The sequence below is a fragment of the Corynebacterium propinquum DSM 44285 genome, from assembly GCF_000375525.1.
GTDB classification, from domain to species: domain Bacteria; phylum Actinomycetota; class Actinomycetes; order Mycobacteriales; family Mycobacteriaceae; genus Corynebacterium; species Corynebacterium propinquum.
On the sequence record NZ_AQXC01000004.1, the window covers coordinates 13741 to 33467 of the forward strand.

The 19727-nt window shown below is 58.0% G+C and carries 19 protein-coding genes and 1 pseudogene; 16 read left to right on the forward strand and 4 right to left on the reverse strand.

The genetic code is table 11. From position 1 onward, the window contains the following. The first annotated feature begins 168 nt into the window (after positions 1-168). From hemW to B142_RS0104535, 4 genes are all read left to right on the forward strand, one after another. Complete coding sequence (gene hemW / locus B142_RS0104520; RefSeq protein ID WP_051067305.1) at positions 169-1386, forward strand: radical SAM family heme chaperone HemW; 1218 nt, start codon at positions 169-171, stop codon at positions 1384-1386. Next, entirely contained in the window at positions 1386-2417 is a 1032-nt protein-coding gene (hrcA, locus tag B142_RS0104525) for a heat-inducible transcriptional repressor HrcA (protein WP_018120360.1), read from the forward strand. Before hemW ends, hrcA begins: the two co-directional genes overlap by 1 nt. Positions 2418-2528: 111 nt before the next feature. Next, positions 2529-3674, forward strand: coding sequence for a molecular chaperone DnaJ (gene dnaJ / locus B142_RS0104530; protein WP_018120361.1), 1146 nt, complete (start codon positions 2529-2531; stop codon positions 3672-3674). A 30-nt stretch (positions 3675-3704) separates the two neighbouring features. Continuing rightward, positions 3705-4445 (forward strand): 16S rRNA (uracil(1498)-N(3))-methyltransferase, encoded by a 741-nt coding sequence (locus B142_RS0104535; RefSeq protein WP_018120362.1) that lies wholly within the window; start codon positions 3705-3707, stop codon positions 4443-4445. 98 nt (positions 4446-4543) lie between these two features. Here the strand turns inward: B142_RS0104535 and B142_RS0104540 are convergent, their stop codons facing one another. Next, a complete protein-coding gene (locus tag B142_RS0104540; RefSeq protein WP_018120363.1) occupies positions 4544-6160 on the reverse strand; it encodes a cytochrome c biogenesis protein CcdA in 1617 nt (538 codons plus the stop codon). A 227-nt stretch (positions 6161-6387) separates the two neighbouring features. Between B142_RS0104540 and B142_RS11910 the strand changes: the two genes are divergently transcribed. From B142_RS11910 to B142_RS0104590, 10 genes and pseudogenes are all read left to right on the forward strand, one after another. Further along, on the forward strand, positions 6388-6804 hold the full coding sequence (locus tag B142_RS11910) for a hypothetical protein (protein ID WP_018120364.1): 417 nt from the start codon (positions 6388-6390) through the stop codon (positions 6802-6804). 11 nt (positions 6805-6815) lie between these two features. Further along, a complete protein-coding gene (locus tag B142_RS0104550; RefSeq protein WP_051067302.1) occupies positions 6816-7397 on the forward strand; it encodes a sigma-70 family RNA polymerase sigma factor in 582 nt (193 codons plus the stop codon). After that, positions 7390-8214, forward strand: coding sequence for an anti-sigma factor (locus B142_RS0104555; protein ID WP_018120366.1), 825 nt, complete (start codon positions 7390-7392; stop codon positions 8212-8214). Before B142_RS0104550 ends, B142_RS0104555 begins: the two co-directional genes overlap by 8 nt. Positions 8215-8270: 56 nt before the next feature. After that, entirely contained in the window at positions 8271-9257 is a 987-nt protein-coding gene (locus B142_RS11915; RefSeq protein ID WP_018120367.1) for a PhoH family protein, read from the forward strand. 54 nt (positions 9258-9311) lie between these two features. After that, positions 9312-9950 carry an rRNA maturation RNase YbeY gene (ybeY, locus tag B142_RS0104565; RefSeq protein ID WP_018120368.1) on the forward strand — a complete coding sequence of 213 codons (639 nt, stop codon included), beginning with the start codon at positions 9312-9314 and terminating at the stop codon, positions 9948-9950. A 42-nt stretch (positions 9951-9992) separates the two neighbouring features. Then, positions 9993-10831: pseudogene (pdxY, locus tag B142_RS11920) on the forward strand (pyridoxal kinase PdxY). A 3-nt stretch (positions 10832-10834) separates the two neighbouring features. After that, positions 10835-11761 carry a GTPase Era gene (gene era, locus B142_RS0104575; protein WP_018120369.1) on the forward strand — a complete coding sequence of 309 codons (927 nt, stop codon included), beginning with the start codon at positions 10835-10837 and terminating at the stop codon, positions 11759-11761. A gap of 3 nt (positions 11762-11764) precedes the next feature. Continuing rightward, the gene (gene recO / locus B142_RS0104580; RefSeq protein ID WP_039733806.1) at positions 11765-12505 is read left to right on the forward strand and encodes a DNA repair protein RecO; all 741 of its coding nucleotides are present in this window, start codon (positions 11765-11767) and stop codon (positions 12503-12505) included. Between the two features lie 61 nt (positions 12506-12566). Continuing rightward, positions 12567-13304, forward strand: coding sequence for an isoprenyl transferase (locus B142_RS0104585; RefSeq protein WP_018120371.1), 738 nt, complete (start codon positions 12567-12569; stop codon positions 13302-13304). Next, a complete protein-coding gene (locus tag B142_RS0104590; protein WP_018120372.1) occupies positions 13301-14395 on the forward strand; it encodes a VIT1/CCC1 transporter family protein in 1095 nt (364 codons plus the stop codon). The genes B142_RS0104585 and B142_RS0104590 overlap by 4 nt, the downstream gene beginning before the upstream one ends. 15 nt (positions 14396-14410) lie before the next feature. On the opposite strand, the gene B142_RS0104595 is transcribed toward B142_RS0104590, so the two are convergent. Both B142_RS0104595 and B142_RS0104600 read right to left on the reverse strand, forming a co-directional pair. Further along, the gene (locus tag B142_RS0104595) at positions 14411-14851 is read right to left on the reverse strand and encodes a Fur family transcriptional regulator (protein ID WP_018120373.1); all 441 of its coding nucleotides are present in this window, start codon (positions 14849-14851) and stop codon (positions 14411-14413) included. A gap of 13 nt (positions 14852-14864) precedes the next feature. Continuing rightward, positions 14865-15152: an ArsR/SmtB family transcription factor gene (locus B142_RS0104600; protein ID WP_018120374.1), complete on the reverse strand. Its 288-nt coding sequence runs from the start codon at positions 15150-15152 to the stop codon at positions 14865-14867. A 337-nt stretch (positions 15153-15489) separates the two neighbouring features. Here B142_RS0104600 and B142_RS0104605 point away from each other — a divergent pair, with 337 nt between their 5' ends. Continuing rightward, the gene (locus B142_RS0104605; RefSeq protein ID WP_018120375.1) at positions 15490-16869 is read left to right on the forward strand and encodes a glycine--tRNA ligase; all 1380 of its coding nucleotides are present in this window, start codon (positions 15490-15492) and stop codon (positions 16867-16869) included. A gap of 28 nt (positions 16870-16897) precedes the next feature. Beyond that, positions 16898-17410: a hypothetical protein gene (locus B142_RS0104610; protein ID WP_018120376.1), complete on the forward strand. Its 513-nt coding sequence runs from the start codon at positions 16898-16900 to the stop codon at positions 17408-17410. Here B142_RS0104610 and B142_RS11925 read toward each other — a convergent pair. Then, the gene (locus tag B142_RS11925) at positions 17407-19680 is read right to left on the reverse strand and encodes a TPM domain-containing protein (protein ID WP_018120377.1); all 2274 of its coding nucleotides are present in this window, start codon (positions 19678-19680) and stop codon (positions 17407-17409) included. The genes B142_RS0104610 and B142_RS11925 overlap by 4 nt on opposite strands. Positions 19681-19727: the final 47 nt, after the last annotated feature.

Genomic DNA, 19727 nt, shown 5'->3' on the forward strand with positions numbered 1-19727 from the left:
GGGTCGTCGATACTTCGACTCGGAGGTTCCACCATCATCCTTTCTGCCCTGCGGCAATCTCACTGCTCACTTATTTCACGCCTACTATGTAGCGCGCAATAAATACGACCAGCGTACACCTTGGTTGGCAACGCGACCAACTATTAGGCTGGTGCTATGCAGTCGCAGATGTCCAGCCAGTCGCAGATATCCAGCCAGTTGTCCAGCCGCCTCACCAGTCAGTCCGGTGACCCGTTTGGCTTGTATATCCATGTGCCGTTTTGTGCTACACGCTGTGGTTATTGCGATTTCAATACCTACACCCCACGGGAAGCTGGTGGCGCGAATCCGCAGGGCTACCTGGACGCGTTGGACGTGGAGCTCGACATGGCGGCCCAGCGCGTTGGTCGGAAAGCGGACACGGTATTTATTGGCGGCGGCACCCCATCGTTGCTGGGGGCAGATGGGCTGGGCCGAATCTTGTCGACGGTGCGCACTACCTTTGGTCTTGCCGACGATGCGGAGGTCACCACGGAATCTAACCCGGAATCGACCTCTCCGGAGTTTTTCGCGGGCCTGCGGGAGGCTGGTTATAACCGCATTTCTTTGGGGATGCAGTCTGCCTCGCATGATGTTTTGCAGGTGCTGGAGCGCGCACACACCCCAGGCCGGGCGTTTGCTGCTGCTCGTGAGGCGCGCCAGGCAGGCTTCGAGCACGTCAATCTGGACATGATTTATGCGACGCCAACGGAAACTGATGACGATGTTGCCCGCACCCTGGACTTGGTGATTGCAGCCGAGGTAGATCACGTTTCGGCATATTCGCTGATCGTGGAAGACGGCACTGCGATGGCGCGTAAGGTGCGCCGCGGCGAGATTCCGGCCCCACAAGAAGATGTGATGGCCACCCGCTACGAGATGATCGCGCGGCGCCTGGCCGAGGCCGGCATGGAGTGGTACGAGGTCTCGAATTGGGCCCGGTCCGGCGGCGAATGCCAACACAATTTGATCTATTGGCGCGATGGCGACTGGTGGGGCGCGGGCCCGGGTGCGCACTCTCACCTGGGTATGCAGCGGTTTTCCAATGTGAAGCACCCGAATCGCTATTCCGCTGTGCTTGCCGACGGCGAGTTGCCGATTAACCAGGTGGAAGATTTGACCCCGGCGGATCGCCACACTGAGCTGCTGATGTTGGGGCTGCGGCTGCGCGAAGGCATTGACTACGCCGCCGTGGGCGCCGGTGCTGCGGGCGTCGTACAGAATTTTGTGGACCGCGGCCTGCTGCACTTTCCGCAACCGGACCGGCTGGCGTTGACCGATGCGGGCAGGCTGCTTGCCGACGGTATCATCACCGATATTTTGGTCGCTGAAGATGACGGTACAGCTGATGTGAAAGCGAGGTCCTGATGGCTGGTGCGACTGAGGCACGCCGGGTGGAAGTTCTGCGTGCGATCGTCACGGATTACATCGCTTCCCAGGAACCCGTGGGGTCGAAGGCGCTGGTGGAGCGTCATCAATTGGGGGTGTCGTCGGCAACGATCCGCAACGACATGGCGGTGTTGGAATCAGAGGGCTTTATTGCCCAGCAGCATGCGTCGTCGGGAAGAGTGCCCACCGAAAAAGGTTACCGGCGCTTCGTTGATGGTTTGGGCGAGGTCAAGCCGATGTCGGAGGCGGAAAAACGCGCCATTCGCACGTTCCTGGAAGACGGCGTCGATTTGGAAGATGTGCTGCGGCGCTCGGTGCGGTTGTTGGCGCAGCTGACCAGGCAGGCGGCGGTGGTGCAGTTGCCGACGTTGAACGTTTCGCACGTCAAACATGTGGAAGTCGTGGATCTGACACCGATGCGCTTGTTGTTGGTGTTGATCACGGATACTGGGCGCGTCGACCAGCGCAACGTGGAATTGGATGCCCCGATCGGGGAGGCGGAAGTTCATGAACTGCGGCAGCTGTTAAACCGTGCGCTCGCGCGGGTTCCGGTAGGGCAGGCGGCCAATCGGGTGGCTGATTTGTTGGAGCATTCCCCGGCGGATTTGCGTCACCACATGATTCGCGTGGCCACGGTGCTGATAGAAACGTTGGTGGATCAGCCCAACGACCGGTTGTTGATGGCGGGGGCGTCGAATCTGACCCGGGCAGGGCGTGATTTTCCACAGGGTCTGCCACAGATTATTGACGCGCTGGAAGAACAAGTGGTGATGTTTAAGCTGTTAGCGAACGTGCCGGAACTTGGCAATGTCGACGTGCTGATTGGCCAGGAGAACGAAGACGAAGAATTGCAGCAGGCGTCGATCGTTACCGCTGGTTATGGCAATGAATCCGCCACACTCGGTGGGCTTGGTGTGGTGGGTCCCACATTTATGGATTATCCGGGAACAATTTCTTCGGTTCGTGCTGTTGCACGGTATGTCAGCCAGATTCTGGCAGGCACGAATTAGCCTGTAGGCTGGTAGATCGATTAATGCACAAAGATGCATGTGCAGTTGCAGGTGCAGCGAGAACACCGAGAAACCCTATAAACCAACTGACCCGAAGGAATCGATACAACAGTGGCTCGTGACTATTACGGAATTTTGGGAGTATCCAAAGACGCCAGCGAGGCGGAGATCAAAAAGGCGTACCGCAAACTCGCCCGTAAATATCACCCGGATGTGAACCCGTCCGACGAGGCCGCCTCGAAGTTTTCCGAAGCGACCGACGCTCACGACGTCTTGATGGATCCGAAGAAGCGCAAAATCGTCGACATGGGTGGCGATCCCATGGAGCAAGGCGGCGGAGCCGGGGGCGGTGGCGGCTTCGGCGGCGCCGGTGGCTTTGGCGATATCTTTGAAGCCTTCTTTGGCGGTGGCGCAGGGGGCGGGTCCCGTGGCCCGCGTTCGCGTGTGCAGCCGGGTAACGACGCGCTGCTGCGTACCTCCATCACGCTGAACCAGGCCTATACCGGCATGAAAAAACAAGTTACCGTCGACACCGCGGTGCTGTGTGACCGGTGTACCGGTTCCGGCTCGGCGGATGGTGAGAAGCCAGTGACCTGCGAGGTATGTAATGGCGCTGGTGAGATCCAGGAGATGCAGCGCAGCTTCTTGGGCAATGTGATGACGACGCGTGCGTGCCACAATTGCCAGGGCTTTGGTGAAGTTATCAAGGATCCGTGCAATCACTGTGGCGGCGATGGCCGCGTGAAAAAGCGCCGTGATCTGACCATCAACGTCCCGAAAGGCATCGACGATGGCATGCGTATTCGCATGGCAGGTCAGGGTGAAGTTGGCCACGGCGGTGGGCCAGCAGGCGACCTGTATGTGGAAGTCCGGGTGAAAAAGCACGATATCTTCACCCGCGATGCCGATACGCTGCACCTGTCCATCACCGTGCCGATGGTTGATGCTGCGTTGGGCACCACCTGCAACGTGGAAGGCCTGGACGGCGAAGAGATCGAATTTGAGATCGCAGCCGGAACTCAGCCGGGCGGCCAGATTGTGAAGGAAGGCAAAGGCATGCCACGCGTGCGCACCGACGGGCAAGGCAAGATGATTGCACATGTCGACGTCGCCGTGCCGACGGACCTGGACAAAAAGACCCGCCAGTTGCTGGAGGAAGTCCGCGACAAGCGCGAAGAATCGTCTCGCGTGAATTCCGAAGCCGACGGTCACTCGGACGGATTGTTCAGCCGGCTGCGTGGACGCTTTGGATTTTAAGCTCGGCTTCTAGCGCACAAGGTAGTCGCAATGTCACTCCCGGTATTTTTTGCTTCCGCGCCGTTGCCGCAGGTCGGTGAGGCCACGGAGCTCACTGGGCCAGAAGCCCGCCACGCCGTCACGGTCAAGCGTATCGGGCCCGGCGAGCTCATCCAGCTGATTGATGGCGCGGCACGCTGGGCCGAAATTGAGGTCACCGAAACATCCGGCAAAGAACACTTGACCGGGATAGCGGTGGCCAGCGGCGAATGCGAGCGCCCGGACCCGTACGTCATTGTCGTACAAGCATTACCGAAGGCCGAGCGCAGTGAGTTAGCCGTGGACTTGGCGACGCAAGCCGGTGCCGATGAGATCATCCCGTGGCAAGCCGCCCGCTGTATTGCGAAATGGCAGGGCGCCAAACGCAACAAAGGCGTGCAGAAGTGGCAGTCCGCGGCGGCTGCAGCGGCGAAACAATCGCGCCGGGTGACGGTGCCGGAAGTCCGGGAACCGGTGAGCACTGCCCAGCTGGCGCAGCTGATCGACGGGCACACCGCCGTCGTATTGCACGAAGAAGCGAGCCAGCCGCTAGCCCAGCTGGCTCCGGAGTTTTCCGGCACGGTGTTTCTTATCGTCGGGCCAGAAGGTGGCATCGGCGAGGAAGAAGTAGCGCTACTGCGCAGCGTCGGTGCGCAGCCGGTGGTTCTGGGGCCACAGGTGCTGCGCACAGCTTCTGCGGCGATGGTGGCGCTGTCCGTCATCGGTGCAGCCACCAGCCGTTGGGGTGGGTAGTCCACACGCTTATGAATTCTTATGAACTTTATGAAGTTTATGAATTTATGCGCTGAAGTGCAGAAACGATGACGAACAAATGTTTGTGTACCGTCAAACTACCCAAAAGTAAACGAGTACAGGCTCAAACCGGGTGAGACTTCGATCTCCAGGATTCCCGCTTGTGCTTTCTCAACGTCGAGGAGGTTTACCGTTCCGTCGTCGGTAACAGTGAACTCTTGCCCGTTGGCCTTGATGGTGCCACTGCCGGAAACGACTGCTTGCACCAGAGCTGCGCGGTAGTTCAAGCGGATTGTGGCGTTGTCACCAGCGGTGATGTTTTCCCGGTCGATGGTCCAATCGCCTTCCAAGGTGTATTGACCGATCTCCGGCTCCGGTCCAGATAAGGTGCCGGACTTATACGCGGGGTTGGCGTAGTACCGGGCGCGTTGGCTGCCCAAATAAGTCTCCGGGTTGCGATGCTGTGTGGTTTCGTCGTCGGAATCTTCCAATGGGGCAGGAAGTTCAACCGACGGATCACGCTTCTGTAGCAACTCGCGCACGAGCTGCTCAGTACGGGCATAGGCTCCCTCGCCTTCGTGGATTTCCCGGACGGTGCCCTCAGCGTCGACAAGATAATGTGCCGGCCAATATTGATTGTTGAAGGCTTTCCAGGTGGCGAAGGAATTGTCTTGGGCGACTGGGTAGTTGATGTTTTGCTCGGAAACCGCCTGGCGCACGTTCGCGGTTTCCCGCTCGAAGGCATATTCCGGGGAGTGTACGCCGATGACGGTGAAGCCATAGTCGCGGTAGTGATCATAAAGTTTGGTGATGTGTTTATTCGCGCGTTGGCAGTTGATGCAGGCATAAGCCCAGAAATCGATCAGCGTGACATCACCAGAAGTACGCGGGTCGACGGGGGTGTCCGTGTTCATCCAGTTTTCCAGGCCCACCAGCTCCGGGACGGTGCCGCAATTGCCAAGTTCACCGTTGCCACGGCAATCTTCCAATGAGTCTGATCCTTCGTTTTGTTGTGCCAGTTGCGCGGTGACGGTCTTTTCGGCATCACCTGTCCAGTTTGGTAGTTTTTGCTGGATCCACGCCGGCGCACCCAATGCCAGGGCACCGGCCATACTGATGACGATAACGCCAGCGGTGGCGCGGAAGACGCGTTGACGCGACTGGAAGAAATCTACGCGCTTGCCCACTTGCTGGCCGCCCAACGCAAAAACCAGCAGTGGGATGGCTACGCCAATCGCGAACGAGATGCAGAGAACGGCGATGCGGGCATCGATTTCGCCTGTAGCACCAGCCACGGTGATTGCCGCCAATACTGGGCCAGCGCACGGTACAAAAACCACACCCATGGCCAGGCCGACGGCAAACCCGCCCTTATCGCGGGCGCGGGCCTGCAACTTATGTGCCCGCGGCAGGAACTGGAATGGCCATTCCAGTAGCTCCTGTAGTTTGGGAAAGATCATTCCTAGGCCGACCAGCACCAATAGTGCGATGCCGAGCTTCCACAAAATATCTGCGGGCAGCCCCAGCGCATTGAGCAACGTGGTGGCAAACAGCGTGACGACGGTAAAGCTGGTGACCAAACCGCCGATAACCAACCATGGGCGGGCTTTGGAGCCTTGGGATACTGCCAGCACTAGCGGCAGGATCGGCAAAATACACGGTGATATACCCGTGATCAGGCCACCGATAAAACCGATGGCGATGGTGCTGAGCATGATTGTGCAGCCTTTCTGAATGTCGCGCGCGTGACGGCGGAGGTTCGTCGTACGCGGCTCGTATTTTCTCTGTCATTGGTTTATCCGGAGCCGAGCGCCGTAGTGGATTGCTGCGAATGGCAGAAAAAAAATTTTCATATTTTCCAATCCGGTCTGCAGGGTGGCTCCGCAGTAGTAGTTGAAGGCAGGAAAAACTGCTGAAACCACTAGTTGTTGAGGAGACCCCAATGTCTGCACATACTTCGATGAAGAAATTTTTGATCACTGCCGCTGCCGTTGCGATGAGCACGGTGGGCCTGGCTGCGTGCAGTAATGATTCTGCTGCAACTCCAACGAAGTCGTCAGAAACGAGCACTGAGAAGAGCACTGAGAAAAGCTCGGACGAGAGCTCGGACAAGATGAGTTCTGAAAAGACGACCTCGGAGAGCACGAGTGGCGACAAGATGGGGGGCGACAGCGACAAAATGGGCGGCGACAAGATGGAGCACGACAAGATGAGCCACGATGACAAAATGGGTGGCGACAAGATGGGGGGCGACAGCGACAAAATGGGCGGCGACAAGATGGAGCACGACAAAATGGAACACGACAAGATGGGCGGTGAAGGCGACAAGATGGAGCATGACGACAAGATGAGCCAGTAGTATGTAATGCTGTGTCTAGTTGCAGCCCTGAAGAACATGCTCGCCTCGACGCGCTCGTCGCGGGCGTGGCCGACGGGGACCAGCGCGCTTTTTCACAGCTTTATGATGCGCTTTCGCCGCTGGCCTACGGTGTGATCATCCAGATCCTCGGTGATAACTCGCTCGCGGAAGAAGTGCTGCAGGAAGTTTTCGTGGAAGTCTGGAATAAAGCACGTAGCTTTGACCCAGACCGTGGTCGCGCCCGCACGTGGGTGGGTAGGATCGCGCATTCCCGCGGAATTGATAAACTGCGTGCGCATAACGCCAGCGTGCGCCGCGACGATGCCGATTTTGTTCTTGGGGAACGCATCCGCGAAATAGATGTGGAAACTGAGGCCCTTACTAATGTGGAGGGAAAACGACTGCGGGCAGCCGTCGACAAGATTGGCGAGCCACACCGCACGGCCGTTCTGCTGACGTTTTTCGACGGGCTAAGTCACGCGGAACTGGCAGAATCCACCAATGTCCCATTGGGTACCGCAAAAACGCGGGTGCGCGATGGGGTACGCAAACTAGCAGCTGTTTGGGGAAGGGGTGAAGCCCACCATGAGTGATCGCGACGGGAAGCACGTCTCGAGCAACGACATCACTAGTAATAACGTCTCTCAGGCTAACTCGGAACAATTCGACGACGAGTTTTTCGATGCCTTCCTCGATGCTGTCCCGGAGCACACCCCGCCGCAGCATGTGAAAGGGCAGCTGCTTGCACGCCTCGGTCATTCTGATGCGGGCGCAGCTTTAGATGATCACACGCAGCGTGAATCGGCGGTGGAAGCACATAATGTCGTTTCGTTGCGGGCGAAAGCTTCATCCGCGACGGCTCAGTCCGCGATGGCTCAGTCCGCAACGCCTCAGTCAGCGGCTTCTCGGAAGAGTGTGCCGCGAAAAACCTGGGTGCTGGCCGGTGGTCTCGCAGCCGCTGTATTGTTGGTGGTAGTTACAGTGCTTACTCCCGTGCTGGATAATGCTACCGATGACGCTGGTGAAGGCACGATCGTTGCAGAAGATGCTGATTCGACCGCGGATGGGCACGAACAGATGCATGAGATCATGTCGGCGGCCGATCTGGTCAGCGGCGCGACTACCGCGGAAGGCGCACGCCTGCACATTGTGTCGTCGACAGAAATGGGCAAAGCCGGTGCGATGGTGGATGGTCAACCGGATCTTGCCGACGGCATGGGCGCGCAGGTGTGGTCCGTCGACAAGAATGGCGTGGTGCGTTCGGCCGGAGTCATCGGCCAAGACCCGCACGAGGACGTGTGGATGCCTTTCGACGCTGCCACCCATAAGGTCATGGTCACTGAAGAGCCCGCAGCTGGCAGCACGAGCCCGAGTGGTCGGATGCTCGCTGAGGTCGTGTTGGAAGCCTAAAAACGAGACGCGGACAAACTTCGTGGAAAGTTAGTTGCAGTTGGTAGGCTAGCGACGTGCACATTCAAACCCGCAAGATCGACCTGGACCCCGCTTATGCACGCGCAGTGTTAGGCACTACTGATGAAAACCTGCGCGTGCTGGATAACCAGCTGGACGCGGATATTTTTGCCCGCGGCACGATGGTGAAAATCACCGGCCCGGATTATGAGGTCGCGCGTGCAGTGAAAGCGTTCGATGAATTGGAAGCTATGGCACGGCGTGGCCACACCGTCAGCCCTGATGGCGTCAAGCACGTGTTGTCGCTGTTGAGCGAAGATTCACCGGTTTCTGTTGCCAAGGCACTGGGCGGCAGTATTGTCTCGCGTCGCGGTAAAAAGATTCGTGCGAAAACCGTTGGCCAGGCTGAATACGTGGATGCGATTGATGAAAACACCATTGTTTTCGGCTTGGGTCCAGCCGGTACTGGAAAGACTTACCTGGCGGTGGCTAAGGCGGTGCAGGCGCTGCAAAATAAACAGGTCCAGCGCATCATCCTGACTCGCCCGGCAGTGGAAGCCGGCGAGAAGCTGGGCTTTTTGCCGGGCACTTTGAATGACAAGATTGATCCTTATTTGCGTCCGCTGCACGACGCATTGCGGGACATGCTGGACCCGGAGGCTATTCCGCGTCTCATGGAAGCCGGGATCATTGAGGTGGCCCCGCTTGCCTATATGCGTGGCCGTACGCTCAACGACGCGTTTGTGATCTTGGATGAGGCGCAAAATACCACCCCCGCGCAGATGAAGATGTTTTTGACGCGCTTGGGCTTTGGCACCACCTTCGTGGTTACCGGTGATGAATCCCAGGTTGATCTGCCGCGCGGGCAGAATTCTGGGCTCAAGACCGTGCGTCGCATTCTCGGCGGGGTGGAAGGGATCCACTTCGCGGAAATGGGTGCTGGCGATGTTGTGCGCCATGCGTTGGTGGGCCGCATCGTCGATGCTTATGACTATCACGAGCAGTCGGGCACGAGTAGCCGGGAAGCGAATTCCCGAGATTGATTCTACGAATCAACGAAGCAGGAACCGTACTAGGAAACCACACAGGATCGGCATATGAGTATCGAATTTTTCAATGAGTCTGGCTTCGACGGCATCAACGAAGAAATGTTGCTGGATGTCGCGGGATTCGCATTGGCAGCTATGGATGTGAGCCCAGATGTGGAAGCCACGATCACGTGTGTTGATGAAGACACCATTGCTGAGTTGCACGTGCATTGGATGAATTTGCCCGGCCCGACGGATGTGATGAGTTTCCCGATTGATGAGCTCACCCCGGGGTTTCATACTCCGCGCCCGGATGGTGAGTCCGCTGGCCCGGCGATGCTGGGCGATATCGTGTTGTGCCCAGAGTTCGCGAAGAAGCAGGCAGATGCTGGTGGACACAGCCTGGCACACGAGCTTGCACTGTTAACGACGCACTCGTGCTTGCATTTATTGGGGTATGATCATGGCACCCCGGCCGAGGAAAAAGAAATGTTCGCGCTGCAAAACGAGATTCTCGCGGACTGGTACGACGATGTTGCTCGCAGCGGGAAAAAGTTCCCGCCGAAGCCCACTGGTCCGCAGGCTTTCCCGTCGGCAGCTGATCGCGCTCATTTGGATGAACAGTTGGCGGGGGAAGCTCGTGCCGACGGACGCATCCCGGCGATCGCGCAGCCGCAGGACAAATCTGGCGAGAACGAAGAAAACTAATACAGAATTGCGTGTAATTTCAGGTGAAGAGGTAGCCGTTTTATGAACATGAACACTGTGTTGTCGATCCAATCGCACGTGAGTTTCGGTCACGTGGGCAACTCCGCAGCTGTGTTTCCGCTGCAGCGTGCTGGCTATGAGGTCTGGCCAGTGCATACCGTGAATTTCTCTAATCACACCGGTTATGGCGATTGGGGCGGCCCGCTGCTTCCGGCAGACCAGGTTGCTGATGTCATTGACGGTCTGGCTACCAGGGCAGCCCAGAGATTGCGGATGTCATCATCGATGCGGTCACGCGTATCAAAAAAGAAAACCCGAATGCTGTGTATGCCTGTGACCCGGTGATGGGCAACGCGAAATCCGGGTGTTTTGTGGATGATTCTATCCCGCCGCTCCTGCGGGACAAGGTGATTCCGGTGGCAGATATTGCTACCCCGAACCAGTTTGAGCTTGGTTTTTTAACTGGTAAGCCAGTCGACACTTTCGAGCAAGTTCTCGACGCTGTGCGCGCCTTGCAGGAGATGGGCCCGAGCGTGGTGTTGGTGACTTCCCTGGTGCGCCCGGAAACCGGCGATGATGTCATCGAAATGCTCGCCGTTGACGGTGATGAGGCCTACTTGGTGCAAACCCCGTACCTGAATTTCAAACGTAATGGTTCCGGCGATGTTACCGCCGCGCTGTTCAGCGGCCATTACGCCTACCATGGTGAAGTATCGCAAGCGCTGGAGGCCACGGCGGCATCGGTCTACGAGCTGTTGGAGACCACCTATAAGCGTGGTTCTGCTGAGTTGGATTTGATCTTTGCGCAGGAATGTTTCGTGGATCCGAAGCAGCACTTTGATGTCACAGCCGTGGACAACTTTCCTACAGGCGGGAAATAATCGATGAGCCTAGATAGCTATCTTGATGTACCGGAAGGCTTCCGTTCTGGTTTTGTCAGCTTCGTTGGGCGCCCCAATACCGGCAAATCGACGCTGACGAATGCGCTGGTGGGCCAGAAGATCGCCATCACAGCGGACCAGCCAGAAACCACCCGCCATGCCATTCGTGGGCTGATCCATCGCGAGGACGCGCAGGTCGTGGTGGTGGATACCCCTGGATTGCACCGCCCACGGACATTACTGGGTGAGCGTTTGAACGAGTTGGTGAAGGACAATTATTCGGACGTCGACGTGATCGGTTTTACCGTGCCTGCCGACGAGAAGATTGGCCCGGGCGATCGCTGGATTCTGGATAATATCCGCAACGTAGCACCGAATGTGCCGATTATCGGGATCGTGACCAAGCTGGATAAGGTGGGCAAGGATACCGTCGGCAAGCAGCTCATGGCGTTGCACGACATGCTCGGTGGCGATAGTGAAGTGGTTCCGGTTTCTGCGACTAAGCGCACCCAGATTGATGTGCTGACTGATGTGATTGTGCAGCATTTGCCGGAGGGGCATAAGTTTTATCCGGATGATCACCTGACCGACGATGACAATTTCACCCGCATCAGTGAGCTGATCCGTGAGGCCGCACTCTCCGGTTTGCGTGATGAGCTTCCGCACTCGGTGGCAGTGGAAATCGACGAAATTCTTCCCGACGAAGACCGCCCGGGTGTCAGCAATGTGCACGCGGTGTTGTACGTGGAACGCCCTGGCCAAAAGAAAATCATCGAAGGCAAAGATGGTCGGCGCTACGGACGTATCGTGCATAACGCGCGCAAGCAGATCATCGAGTTGCTGGGACATAACGTATTTTTGGACCTGCGCATCAAGGTACTGAAAAACTGGCAGTCGGATCCGAAGTCGCTGGGGCGGCTTGGTTTTTAAATAGTGGCACGGAGTAAACCGTATCGCGACGACGCAGTGGTGGTGCGCACGTATGATTTCGGCGAGGCCGATCGCATCATCGTGTTGTTGACTAAGCAGCATGGGGTCGTCCGCGCAGTGGCTAAGGGCGTGCGGCGGGCGAAGTCTCGTTTTGGATCGCGGTTGGCGCCTTTTGTGCACTTGAATGTGCAGCTGTATCCCGGACGGAGCCTGGATACCATTACCGGTGCAGATACAGTGGCGTTTTTTGCCGCCGGAATTATCGATGATTATGAGCGCTATACCGCTGGCTGCGCCATGTTGGAGGCTGCGGAGCGATTGACGCAATCCGACGATGCGTCGATGTTTAGCGCCTTGGTGGGGGCGTTGAGTCTGCTTGGCGACGCCCACGATCCGGTCGCGGTGTGTGATTCGTTTTTATTGCAGGCGATGGATTATGCCGGCTGGGCCCCAGTGCTGTTTGCGTGCGCGCAGTGTTCCCGTCCTGGTCCACACCATGCTTTTCACCCGGGGGTCGGTGGTGCGTGTTGCCATCAGTGTCGGCCGCCAGGTTCGGCGAATATCGCTGAGGACGTGTTGCACTATATGTGGTTGTTGGCCGGGCGTTATTGGGATAAGGCCGCCGAGCTCAGCCGAAAGAATCCGGAAATTTCTAGTACTGCGCACAGACTGGTGCGGTGGCACCTGCAGTGGCATATGGAGCGCAACGTGACGGCGTTGAGCATCATGGAACAGTCGTTATAACCAATCATTCTTTGCAACCAATCATTCCGTGCTTGCTTGCTGCGCACTAGACTGTCAGGCGATGAGTATTTTCGATACGGACCACCAGATCCCGCAGCAGTTCATTCCACGCCATATTGCCCTGGTGATGGACGGTAACGGGCGGTGGGCGCAAGAGCGCGGTATGGAGCGAACCGAGGGGCACAAGCGCGGTGAAGCGGTGTTGATGGATGCCGTGGATGCGTGCCTGGAGCTGGGGGTGGAATACCTTTCGGCATACGCGTTTTCCACGGAAAACTGGCGTCGTTCTGCTGGCGAGGTTCGTTTTCTCATGGGATTTAACCGCGATGTGTTGCGCCGTCAGCGCGACGTGTTGCATGAAAAAGGCGTGCGCGTGGTGTGGGCTGGGCGGCGTCCGCGGTTGTGGCGCAGCGTGATTAAAGAGCTGCGCGAGGCCGAAGAATTGACGAAGAACAATACCCGGATGACTCTGGTGATGTGCGTCAACTACGGTGGCCGGGCTGAGCTTGCCGACGCCATGCAGCTGTTGGGCCACGATATTGAGGCTGGGAAGCTGCGGGCCGGCGATATTAATGAGAAAACCATTGGGCGCTATCTTTATGATCCCGGCATGCCGGATGTGGATTTGTTTTTGCGGCCGTCGGGAGAAAAGCGCACCTCGAATTTCTTGTTGTGGCAATCCGCGTATGCAGAGATGGTGTATCAGGATAAGCTATTTCCGGATTTCACCCCGCAAGATTTATATGATGCTGTGGCGGAATATGCGCGCCGTGATCGCCGATTCGGAGGCACGAAGTGAATCAGCAGCAAGCCCCATCTGAGCAGCAACTAGAGCGGTGGCGTCGGTATCTTGCTAATGAACGCTCGGAAGCCAAGGTGTATAAAACCCTGGCTGCCAGGCAGAAGAACCCGGAGGATCGTGAGATCCTGACCAAAATCGCGGAAGCGGAATCGCGCCACCAGCAATATTGGCGAGACAAATTGGGCGATCAGCTCGGCTCGCCCCGGAAGGCGGATTTCAATACCCGGGCGTTGGGTTTTCTGGCGAAAATCTTCGGATCCGTGTTTACTCTGGCGCTGATGCAGTCGGCGGAATCGCGGAGCCCGTATCTTGCCGACGACGATGCTTCTGATCAGTTGGCGATGGATGAGCAAGTTCACGCGGAAGTGGTGCGCGGGCTGGCCACGCGCTCGCGTGAGCGGATGTCGGGAACGTTCCGGGCGGCAGTCTTTGGCGTTAATGACGGCTTGGTGTCCAACCTGGCGTTGGTGCTTGGCGTGCTGGGTTCCGGGGTGGGCAGCACGGTGGTGCTGATCACCGGTGTGTCTGGCTTGCTCGCGGGCGCATTGTCCATGGGGGCCGGTGAATTTATCTCTGTGAAATCGCAAAACGAGCTGCTGGGGGCGTCTACTCCGCAGACCTCGTCGTCGGCGATGGCAGCTAATGTGGATGTCGAAGCCAATGAACTGGCTTTAGTCTTCCGTGCCCGTGGAATGTCGGAATCGGAGGCACAGCACAAGGCTGATAAATTATTCGCCAAAATTTCGCAGGATGCTGAATCCCGCGGCGGTATTGCTGTCGAAGATGATGAGTTCGGCCAGGTGAACACACCAGGCGGTGCCTGGGAAGCGGCTATTTCGAGTTTCTTTTTCTTTGCCGGTGGCGCGCTGTTGCCGATCTTGCCGTTTATTTTCGGAGCTTCCACCAGCCTGGGGGCTGTGATTGCGGTCGTGCTGGTGTCACTAGCGCTGTTGACTACTGGGGGAGTAACCGGAATTTTATCGGGTAAACCACCGGCCTGGCGTGCGGTGCGCCAGTTGCTCATTGGTCTGGGCGCAGCCGGGGCCACGTATGTGCTGGGCCTTGCCTTTGGCGGGATCGTCGGTTAATAAACCCGCCGTGCGCTATTTAGCGCTGGCGCTGTCTTGTTTCTTGCTGCACTCTGCACAGATGCCGAAGACTTCGGCATCGTGGCCGGTGAGTTGGAAACCATAGTTGGCGACAACCTCTTGTGCCCAGCGTTCCACCGGGCCGCCGTCGATTTCTTCGGTGCGCCCGCAGCTGGTGCACACCAAATGGTGGTGGTGATGGTGGGATTCGCAGCTGCGGTACAGCGTCTCACCGGATGGCATGTGGAGCACGTCCACCGCGTCAATCTCAGAGAGTGATTGCAAGGTGCGGTAGACCGTCGTCAAGCCAACCTGGCTGTCGCGATGTACCAATTCGTGGTGAATGGCTTTTGCGGATGCGAAGTTGTCCAGCTCGTTGAGTACCTGAATGACGGCGGTGCGCTGGCGGGTATTGCGGGCGCCTAGCTTCGGGATGGCGGACTGTACGGAAGACATTGCTCCAGTCTATTTAAGGAGCGATGCTGGCCGCAATGGCCGCGATATTGAGTGCTTCGCGGCGGGTGAGTTGATAGGTTACTTCGCGCCCACAGGAATGCGAAGAGACCAAGCCGGATTGTTTCAAAATCCGCAAATGCTGGCTCACCAGTGGTTGTGAGCGGCCGAGTTCGCGCACGAGTTCGTAGACGCAGCAGTCGCGTTGGCTCAAGCAATGCAGGATTTGCAGGCGCAGTGGGGAATTTAATGCGCGGATGATGGTCGCAGCTGCGGTGGTGTTCGCGATAACGTCGGTAGGCATCACGAGTCCTTCCTGGTGGGAGCCTATCTAGCGCCACGGATTTGGCGATAGATAACAATCCCGTCGATAATGGGATTGATCTTCAATAAGTGACATCTTACTGGTTTTCAGGTGCCTGAACAAAACTAACCAAGTGTTGCCTTATGTTTGCAAAGCGTATGGTTTTGTTGCTACCCCCATTCGGGGATGCTTATGAATCATGTGAAAAGTCTGGGATACCAGAAAACATAATGGGCACAGTGCAGTCTAGACCACCTAACTCCGGTGCGGTTGTGCAGGCACTGTAGGATGGCCTGCGAGAACTGACTTATCCCCTACCAGAGGAGTCCTTGTAACAATGGCGAATGTCATCGACACCGTCGTAAACCTGTGTAAGCGCCGTGGCCTGGTCTACCAAGCCGGTGAGATCTACGGTGGCTCACGCTCGGCATGGGATTACGGCCCGCTTGGCGTCGAGCTGAAAGAAAACATCAAGCGTCAGTGGTGGCGTCACATGGTGCAATCCCGCGATGACGTCGTCGGTATTGACTCTTCCATCATCTTGCCGCGCCAGACCTGGGTTTCGTCCGGCCACGTCGAGGTGTTTACTGACCCGTTGGTGGAATCGCTCTACACCCACAAGCGCTACCGCGCTGACCACCTGCTGGAGGCTTACGAAGAAAAGCACGGCCACCCACCAGAAAATGGTCTGGCAGATATCAACGACCCGGAGACCGGCCAGCCTGGTAACTGGACTGAGCCGCGCGCCTTTTCTGGTCTACTGAAAACCTTCCTGGGCCCAGTCGACGACGAAGAAGGCCTGCACTACCTGCGCCCGGAAACCGCGCAGGGTATTTTCGTGAACTTCAAGAATGTACTGACTTCCTCGCGCATGAAGCCACCATTCGGCATCGCGAATATCGGTAAGTCCTTCCGTAACGAGATCACCCCGGGCAACTTCATCTTCCGTACCCGTGAGTTCGAGCAGATGGAAATGGAGTTTTTCGTCGAGCCCGGCACCGACGAGGAATGGCACCAGTACTGGATCGATGACCGCCACCAGTGGTACATCGACCTGGGCATCAAGCCAGAAAACCTCCGTCTGTATGAGCACCCACCAGAGTCGCTGTCGCACTATTCCAAGCGCACTGTCGACGTGGAATACGCCTTTGGTTTCCAGGGCTCCACGTGGGGTGAGCTGGAAGGCGTGGCCAACCGTACTGACTATGACCTGCGTGTGCACCAAGAAGGCTCTGGCGAAGACATGTCGTATTTCGACCAGTCGAAAGAAGAGCGTTGGATCCCGTACGTCATTGAACCAGCCGCTGGCTTGGGGCGTTCTATGATGGCTTTTCTTGTCGACGCCTACCACGAAGAAGAAGCACCGAATGCCAAGGGCGGCACCGACAAGCGCGTCGTGCTGCGGCTGGATCGTCGCCTGGCACCGGTCAAGGTAGCGGTTTTGCCGTTGTCCAAGAAGGAAGAGCTGACCGGCCCAGCGAAGGAACTGTCGCAGAAGCTGCGCCAGCATTGGAATGTTGACTTTGATACTTCCGGTGCTATCGGCCGCCGCTACCGTCGTCACGACGAAATCGGTACCCCGTTCTGCGTCACCTACGATTTCGACTCCCTGGAAGACGGCGCCGTCACCGTCCGCGAGCGTGACACCATGGAGCAGGAACGCGTAGCTATCGAGGATCTGGAATCCTACTTGGCTGCACGCCTGGTTGGCTGCTAAAGACCGGCTGTTAAAGAAAGGCACGCGCATGCGCTACACCAGTTGGGACCGCAATGATCGCAACACCCCGGTGTTGTTGGAAGAAGATGGGCCGAACCGTCTGGGAGTCTTCAGTGACGAGCTGGCGCGGCTCGATGGGGCCAACTGGCAGCTGCAGGTGGAACAATCCCGCGGGATTGAAGCAGTGGATGCGGAAACCTCGCAGCCGAAGCTGTCTGTCGACGGCAACCTGGCGCGTGCCCAGCGTGTGCTCGCTCGGGTGGGGGAGCGCGAATTTACGTTGATCAATGAATCTGGCAAAAACTGGATCATTGATGATGAAAACGGCGCCAAGGTTGCACAGTTCAGTGGTGCCAACCGGGGTGTGCGCCGGGCCATTGTGGAGTTCGACGGAGAACAATCACTGAGCCGTGATGAAATCATCGCGTTGAGCTTTACCGCGCGCATGATTCTGGAATCGCGGCTATCGTCGTCGGCCGTCGGCATTATCGCCACGCTGCTGTTGTGCACGATCGTGGCGATCCTGGCCTTTTTGTTTTAGAACGAGCCACCGGAGTGGCCGCCGCCGAAGCCGCCACCTCCGCCGAAGCTTCCGCCGCCACCAAAACCACCGCCGAAGCCACTGCTTCCACCGGAACCACCCAAGATGGATCCGAGCACCATACCGGTCAACAAAGAACCAGTGGAGCTGCGGCCACGGCGGTAACCACGTCCGGTGGGGCCGCCGAAACCACCATGCGAATTCATTGACCGCTGGTGATCTTTGACGTCATCTTCGGCACGTTTAATCGCTGCTTGCGCGGCCTGGCCCGCACCACGAGCAGCCTCGATGGCTAATCGGGCATCGGTCTGCCGCAACTGCAAGGCTTCTGCGTGCATGCGCTGGGCGTCGGCAAGCGCGGTTCGAGCCCCAGATTTTACGATGCGGCCGCGGGAAGAGATTAAATCTTCTGCCGACTGAATCCGGGAGTTCGCAGACTGCAGCTGCTGCTGCAACAGCTGCAGCGTGCGCTGGTGATCCGCAGATTTTTCGCGTACCCGGTCCAGCTTGTCGTCGAGCTCAGTATCGGCATCCAACAGCTGGTTATAGCTGCCCAACGGGTCGGTGTTTTTATTTTCCTTGGCGTGGGCCAGTGCTTCGCGCGCGGAGCCAACGACGGCATCGAGCCGGTCCCAGTCCGCTGGGGTGCCATCCTGCGTGCCTTGCTGTTTCAGCTGGGCAGCCTCGGCAATTTCTTCTTCGACTTCGGCAATAAGATCGTTGATGCCAGATTTCGCAGTGGCAATATCTGAGCGCGCGTTTTCCACGCCGTCGAGCAGGCGAGTGGTGACTTCCAGCGCGTGTTCAGTTTCGCGAATCGTTTCCACCAGGCCCTGCTGCTGGCCAGCTGGCTTGTCCTGCAATTCGTTCGCGTGGGCGAGCAAATCTTCGGCCTCTTCCAATGAGACCTCAGCCATTTCTGGGTTGTCGATGATGGTGTGCAGTACTTCTGGCGAGTAGTTTTCCTGCAGTGAGGCCATGGTGGATTGCGCCCGCTGCAGTTGGGAGCGGGCAGCGACGCTGCGCTGAGTAAGTTCAGAAACCTTGGAGTCAGCTTGGGCCAGCAAGTTACGCATCTCCGCGAATTTCTCGGCTTGCGAATCCAGCTCGCGGTCGGCCTTGCCGCAATCCGAGATAATCTCCACCAGCCGGGCGCGGCGCTGGTCTTCCGGCACGGCGTTGTGGGAATCCAGCTCTTTTTTCGTGCGGAAGGCGCGCTGCATGACGGATTTCGAGTTGTTCATCGCGCGGGTGAATTGCCGGGCGCGGTCGGCACCGAATTCCGCGATGGCCAGGTCCAGTTCTTCTTTCGCACGGCGGATCGACTCATCCGTCGAGGTGATTTCTTCATCGGCGCGTTCTTCCAACGTCGCCACCGGTAGCCGCAGTAGTGAGCTGGTGTCGTCCGGCGAGATTCCGCGGGCATCACTCAACAATTTCGACGAGTTGTGCTTGTTCTGCCTGCGGTTGTAATACCAGACACCACCGCCACCTGCGACGACGGCTAGACCACCGGCGGCGAGCCAACCAGCACCCGAAGAATCACCGTTGCCACCGCTAGAGCCGCTGCCGCCGCCAGCTGAACCGGTGCGCACAGCCTGTGCGGCAGCCAGCCCAGCACCGGCGAAGTTGTCGTTGATCAGCTCGTCGTAGGCAGCCTCCGAGGCAGCATCGAGCTTGCTTTGGCTCCAGGTGCCACCCGGCGAGGCGTAGACGTCGTATTGCCGGTCATCCACGGCGATTGCCAGCACGCCAACGTTGCTACCTTGCCCGCCGCCGTTGGCCGCGGCGGTGGTTTCGGCATATTCCTGCGCACTCATGCCACCGAAGGTGTCTGTGTAGACGATATAAAACTGAATGCGATCCGACTGTTGCAGCTGCTTGAGCTCGTCGTTAATGGCTTGCTCATCATCCGGGGAGAGGATGCCGACGCCGTCGACGAGTTGGCTGTCGAGCCGACCTGCATCCACCGCCTGGGCCAGTACCTGCGAGTACTCCGCGACCGCAGGGGGTTCGGTGGCAGCGCTTGCACCGGCCGTACCCAGGCCGAAAGACGCGGCCCAGCCGGTGGCAGCCGCTGCCGCAGCAATACCGGCTGCAGTGCGGAAACCGCCGCGGGTGCCCGAACCGAGCAGGCGGCGTCGAAAAGCGACGGCTTTACCGGGATGTGCAGCGTCGTAGGCGTCGCAAGGACGTGAAGTACGTCCACGCGAGAAACCTGCACGCGCTGTGGAAGCTGAGGATTCGAAAGAAGCTGAATTCTGCCGCATGGCGACGATGTTACCCGTCTGCAGTAGCGCGGTAAGGCAGACTATAG

Coding starts and splice junctions, on each gene's coding strand:
- hemW (WP_051067305.1), top strand. CDS start 169: ATGTCCAGCCAGTCGCAGATATCCAGCCAGTTGTCCAGCCGCCTCACC.
- hrcA (WP_018120360.1), top strand. CDS start 1,386: ATGGCTGGTGCGACTGAGGCACGCCGGGTGGAAGTTCTGCGTGCGATC.
- B142_RS0104535 (WP_018120362.1), top strand. CDS start 3,705: ATGTCACTCCCGGTATTTTTTGCTTCCGCGCCGTTGCCGCAGGTCGGT.
- B142_RS0104540 (WP_018120363.1), bottom strand. CDS start 6,160: ATGCTCAGCACCATCGCCATCGGTTTTATCGGTGGCCTGATCACGGGT.
- B142_RS11910 (WP_018120364.1), top strand. CDS start 6,388: ATGTCTGCACATACTTCGATGAAGAAATTTTTGATCACTGCCGCTGCC.
- B142_RS0104555 (WP_018120366.1), top strand. CDS start 7,390: ATGAGTGATCGCGACGGGAAGCACGTCTCGAGCAACGACATCACTAGT.
- ybeY (WP_018120368.1), top strand. CDS start 9,312: ATGAGTATCGAATTTTTCAATGAGTCTGGCTTCGACGGCATCAACGAA.
- era (WP_018120369.1), top strand. CDS start 10,835: ATGAGCCTAGATAGCTATCTTGATGTACCGGAAGGCTTCCGTTCTGGT.
- B142_RS0104585 (WP_018120371.1), top strand. CDS start 12,567: ATGAGTATTTTCGATACGGACCACCAGATCCCGCAGCAGTTCATTCCA.
- B142_RS0104595 (WP_018120373.1), bottom strand. CDS start 14,851: ATGTCTTCCGTACAGTCCGCCATCCCGAAGCTAGGCGCCCGCAATACC.
- B142_RS0104600 (WP_018120374.1), bottom strand. CDS start 15,152: ATGCCTACCGACGTTATCGCGAACACCACCGCAGCTGCGACCATCATC.
- B142_RS0104605 (WP_018120375.1), top strand. CDS start 15,490: ATGGCGAATGTCATCGACACCGTCGTAAACCTGTGTAAGCGCCGTGGC.
- B142_RS0104610 (WP_018120376.1), top strand. CDS start 16,898: ATGCGCTACACCAGTTGGGACCGCAATGATCGCAACACCCCGGTGTTG.
- B142_RS11925 (WP_018120377.1), bottom strand. CDS start 19,680: ATGCGGCAGAATTCAGCTTCTTTCGAATCCTCAGCTTCCACAGCGCGT.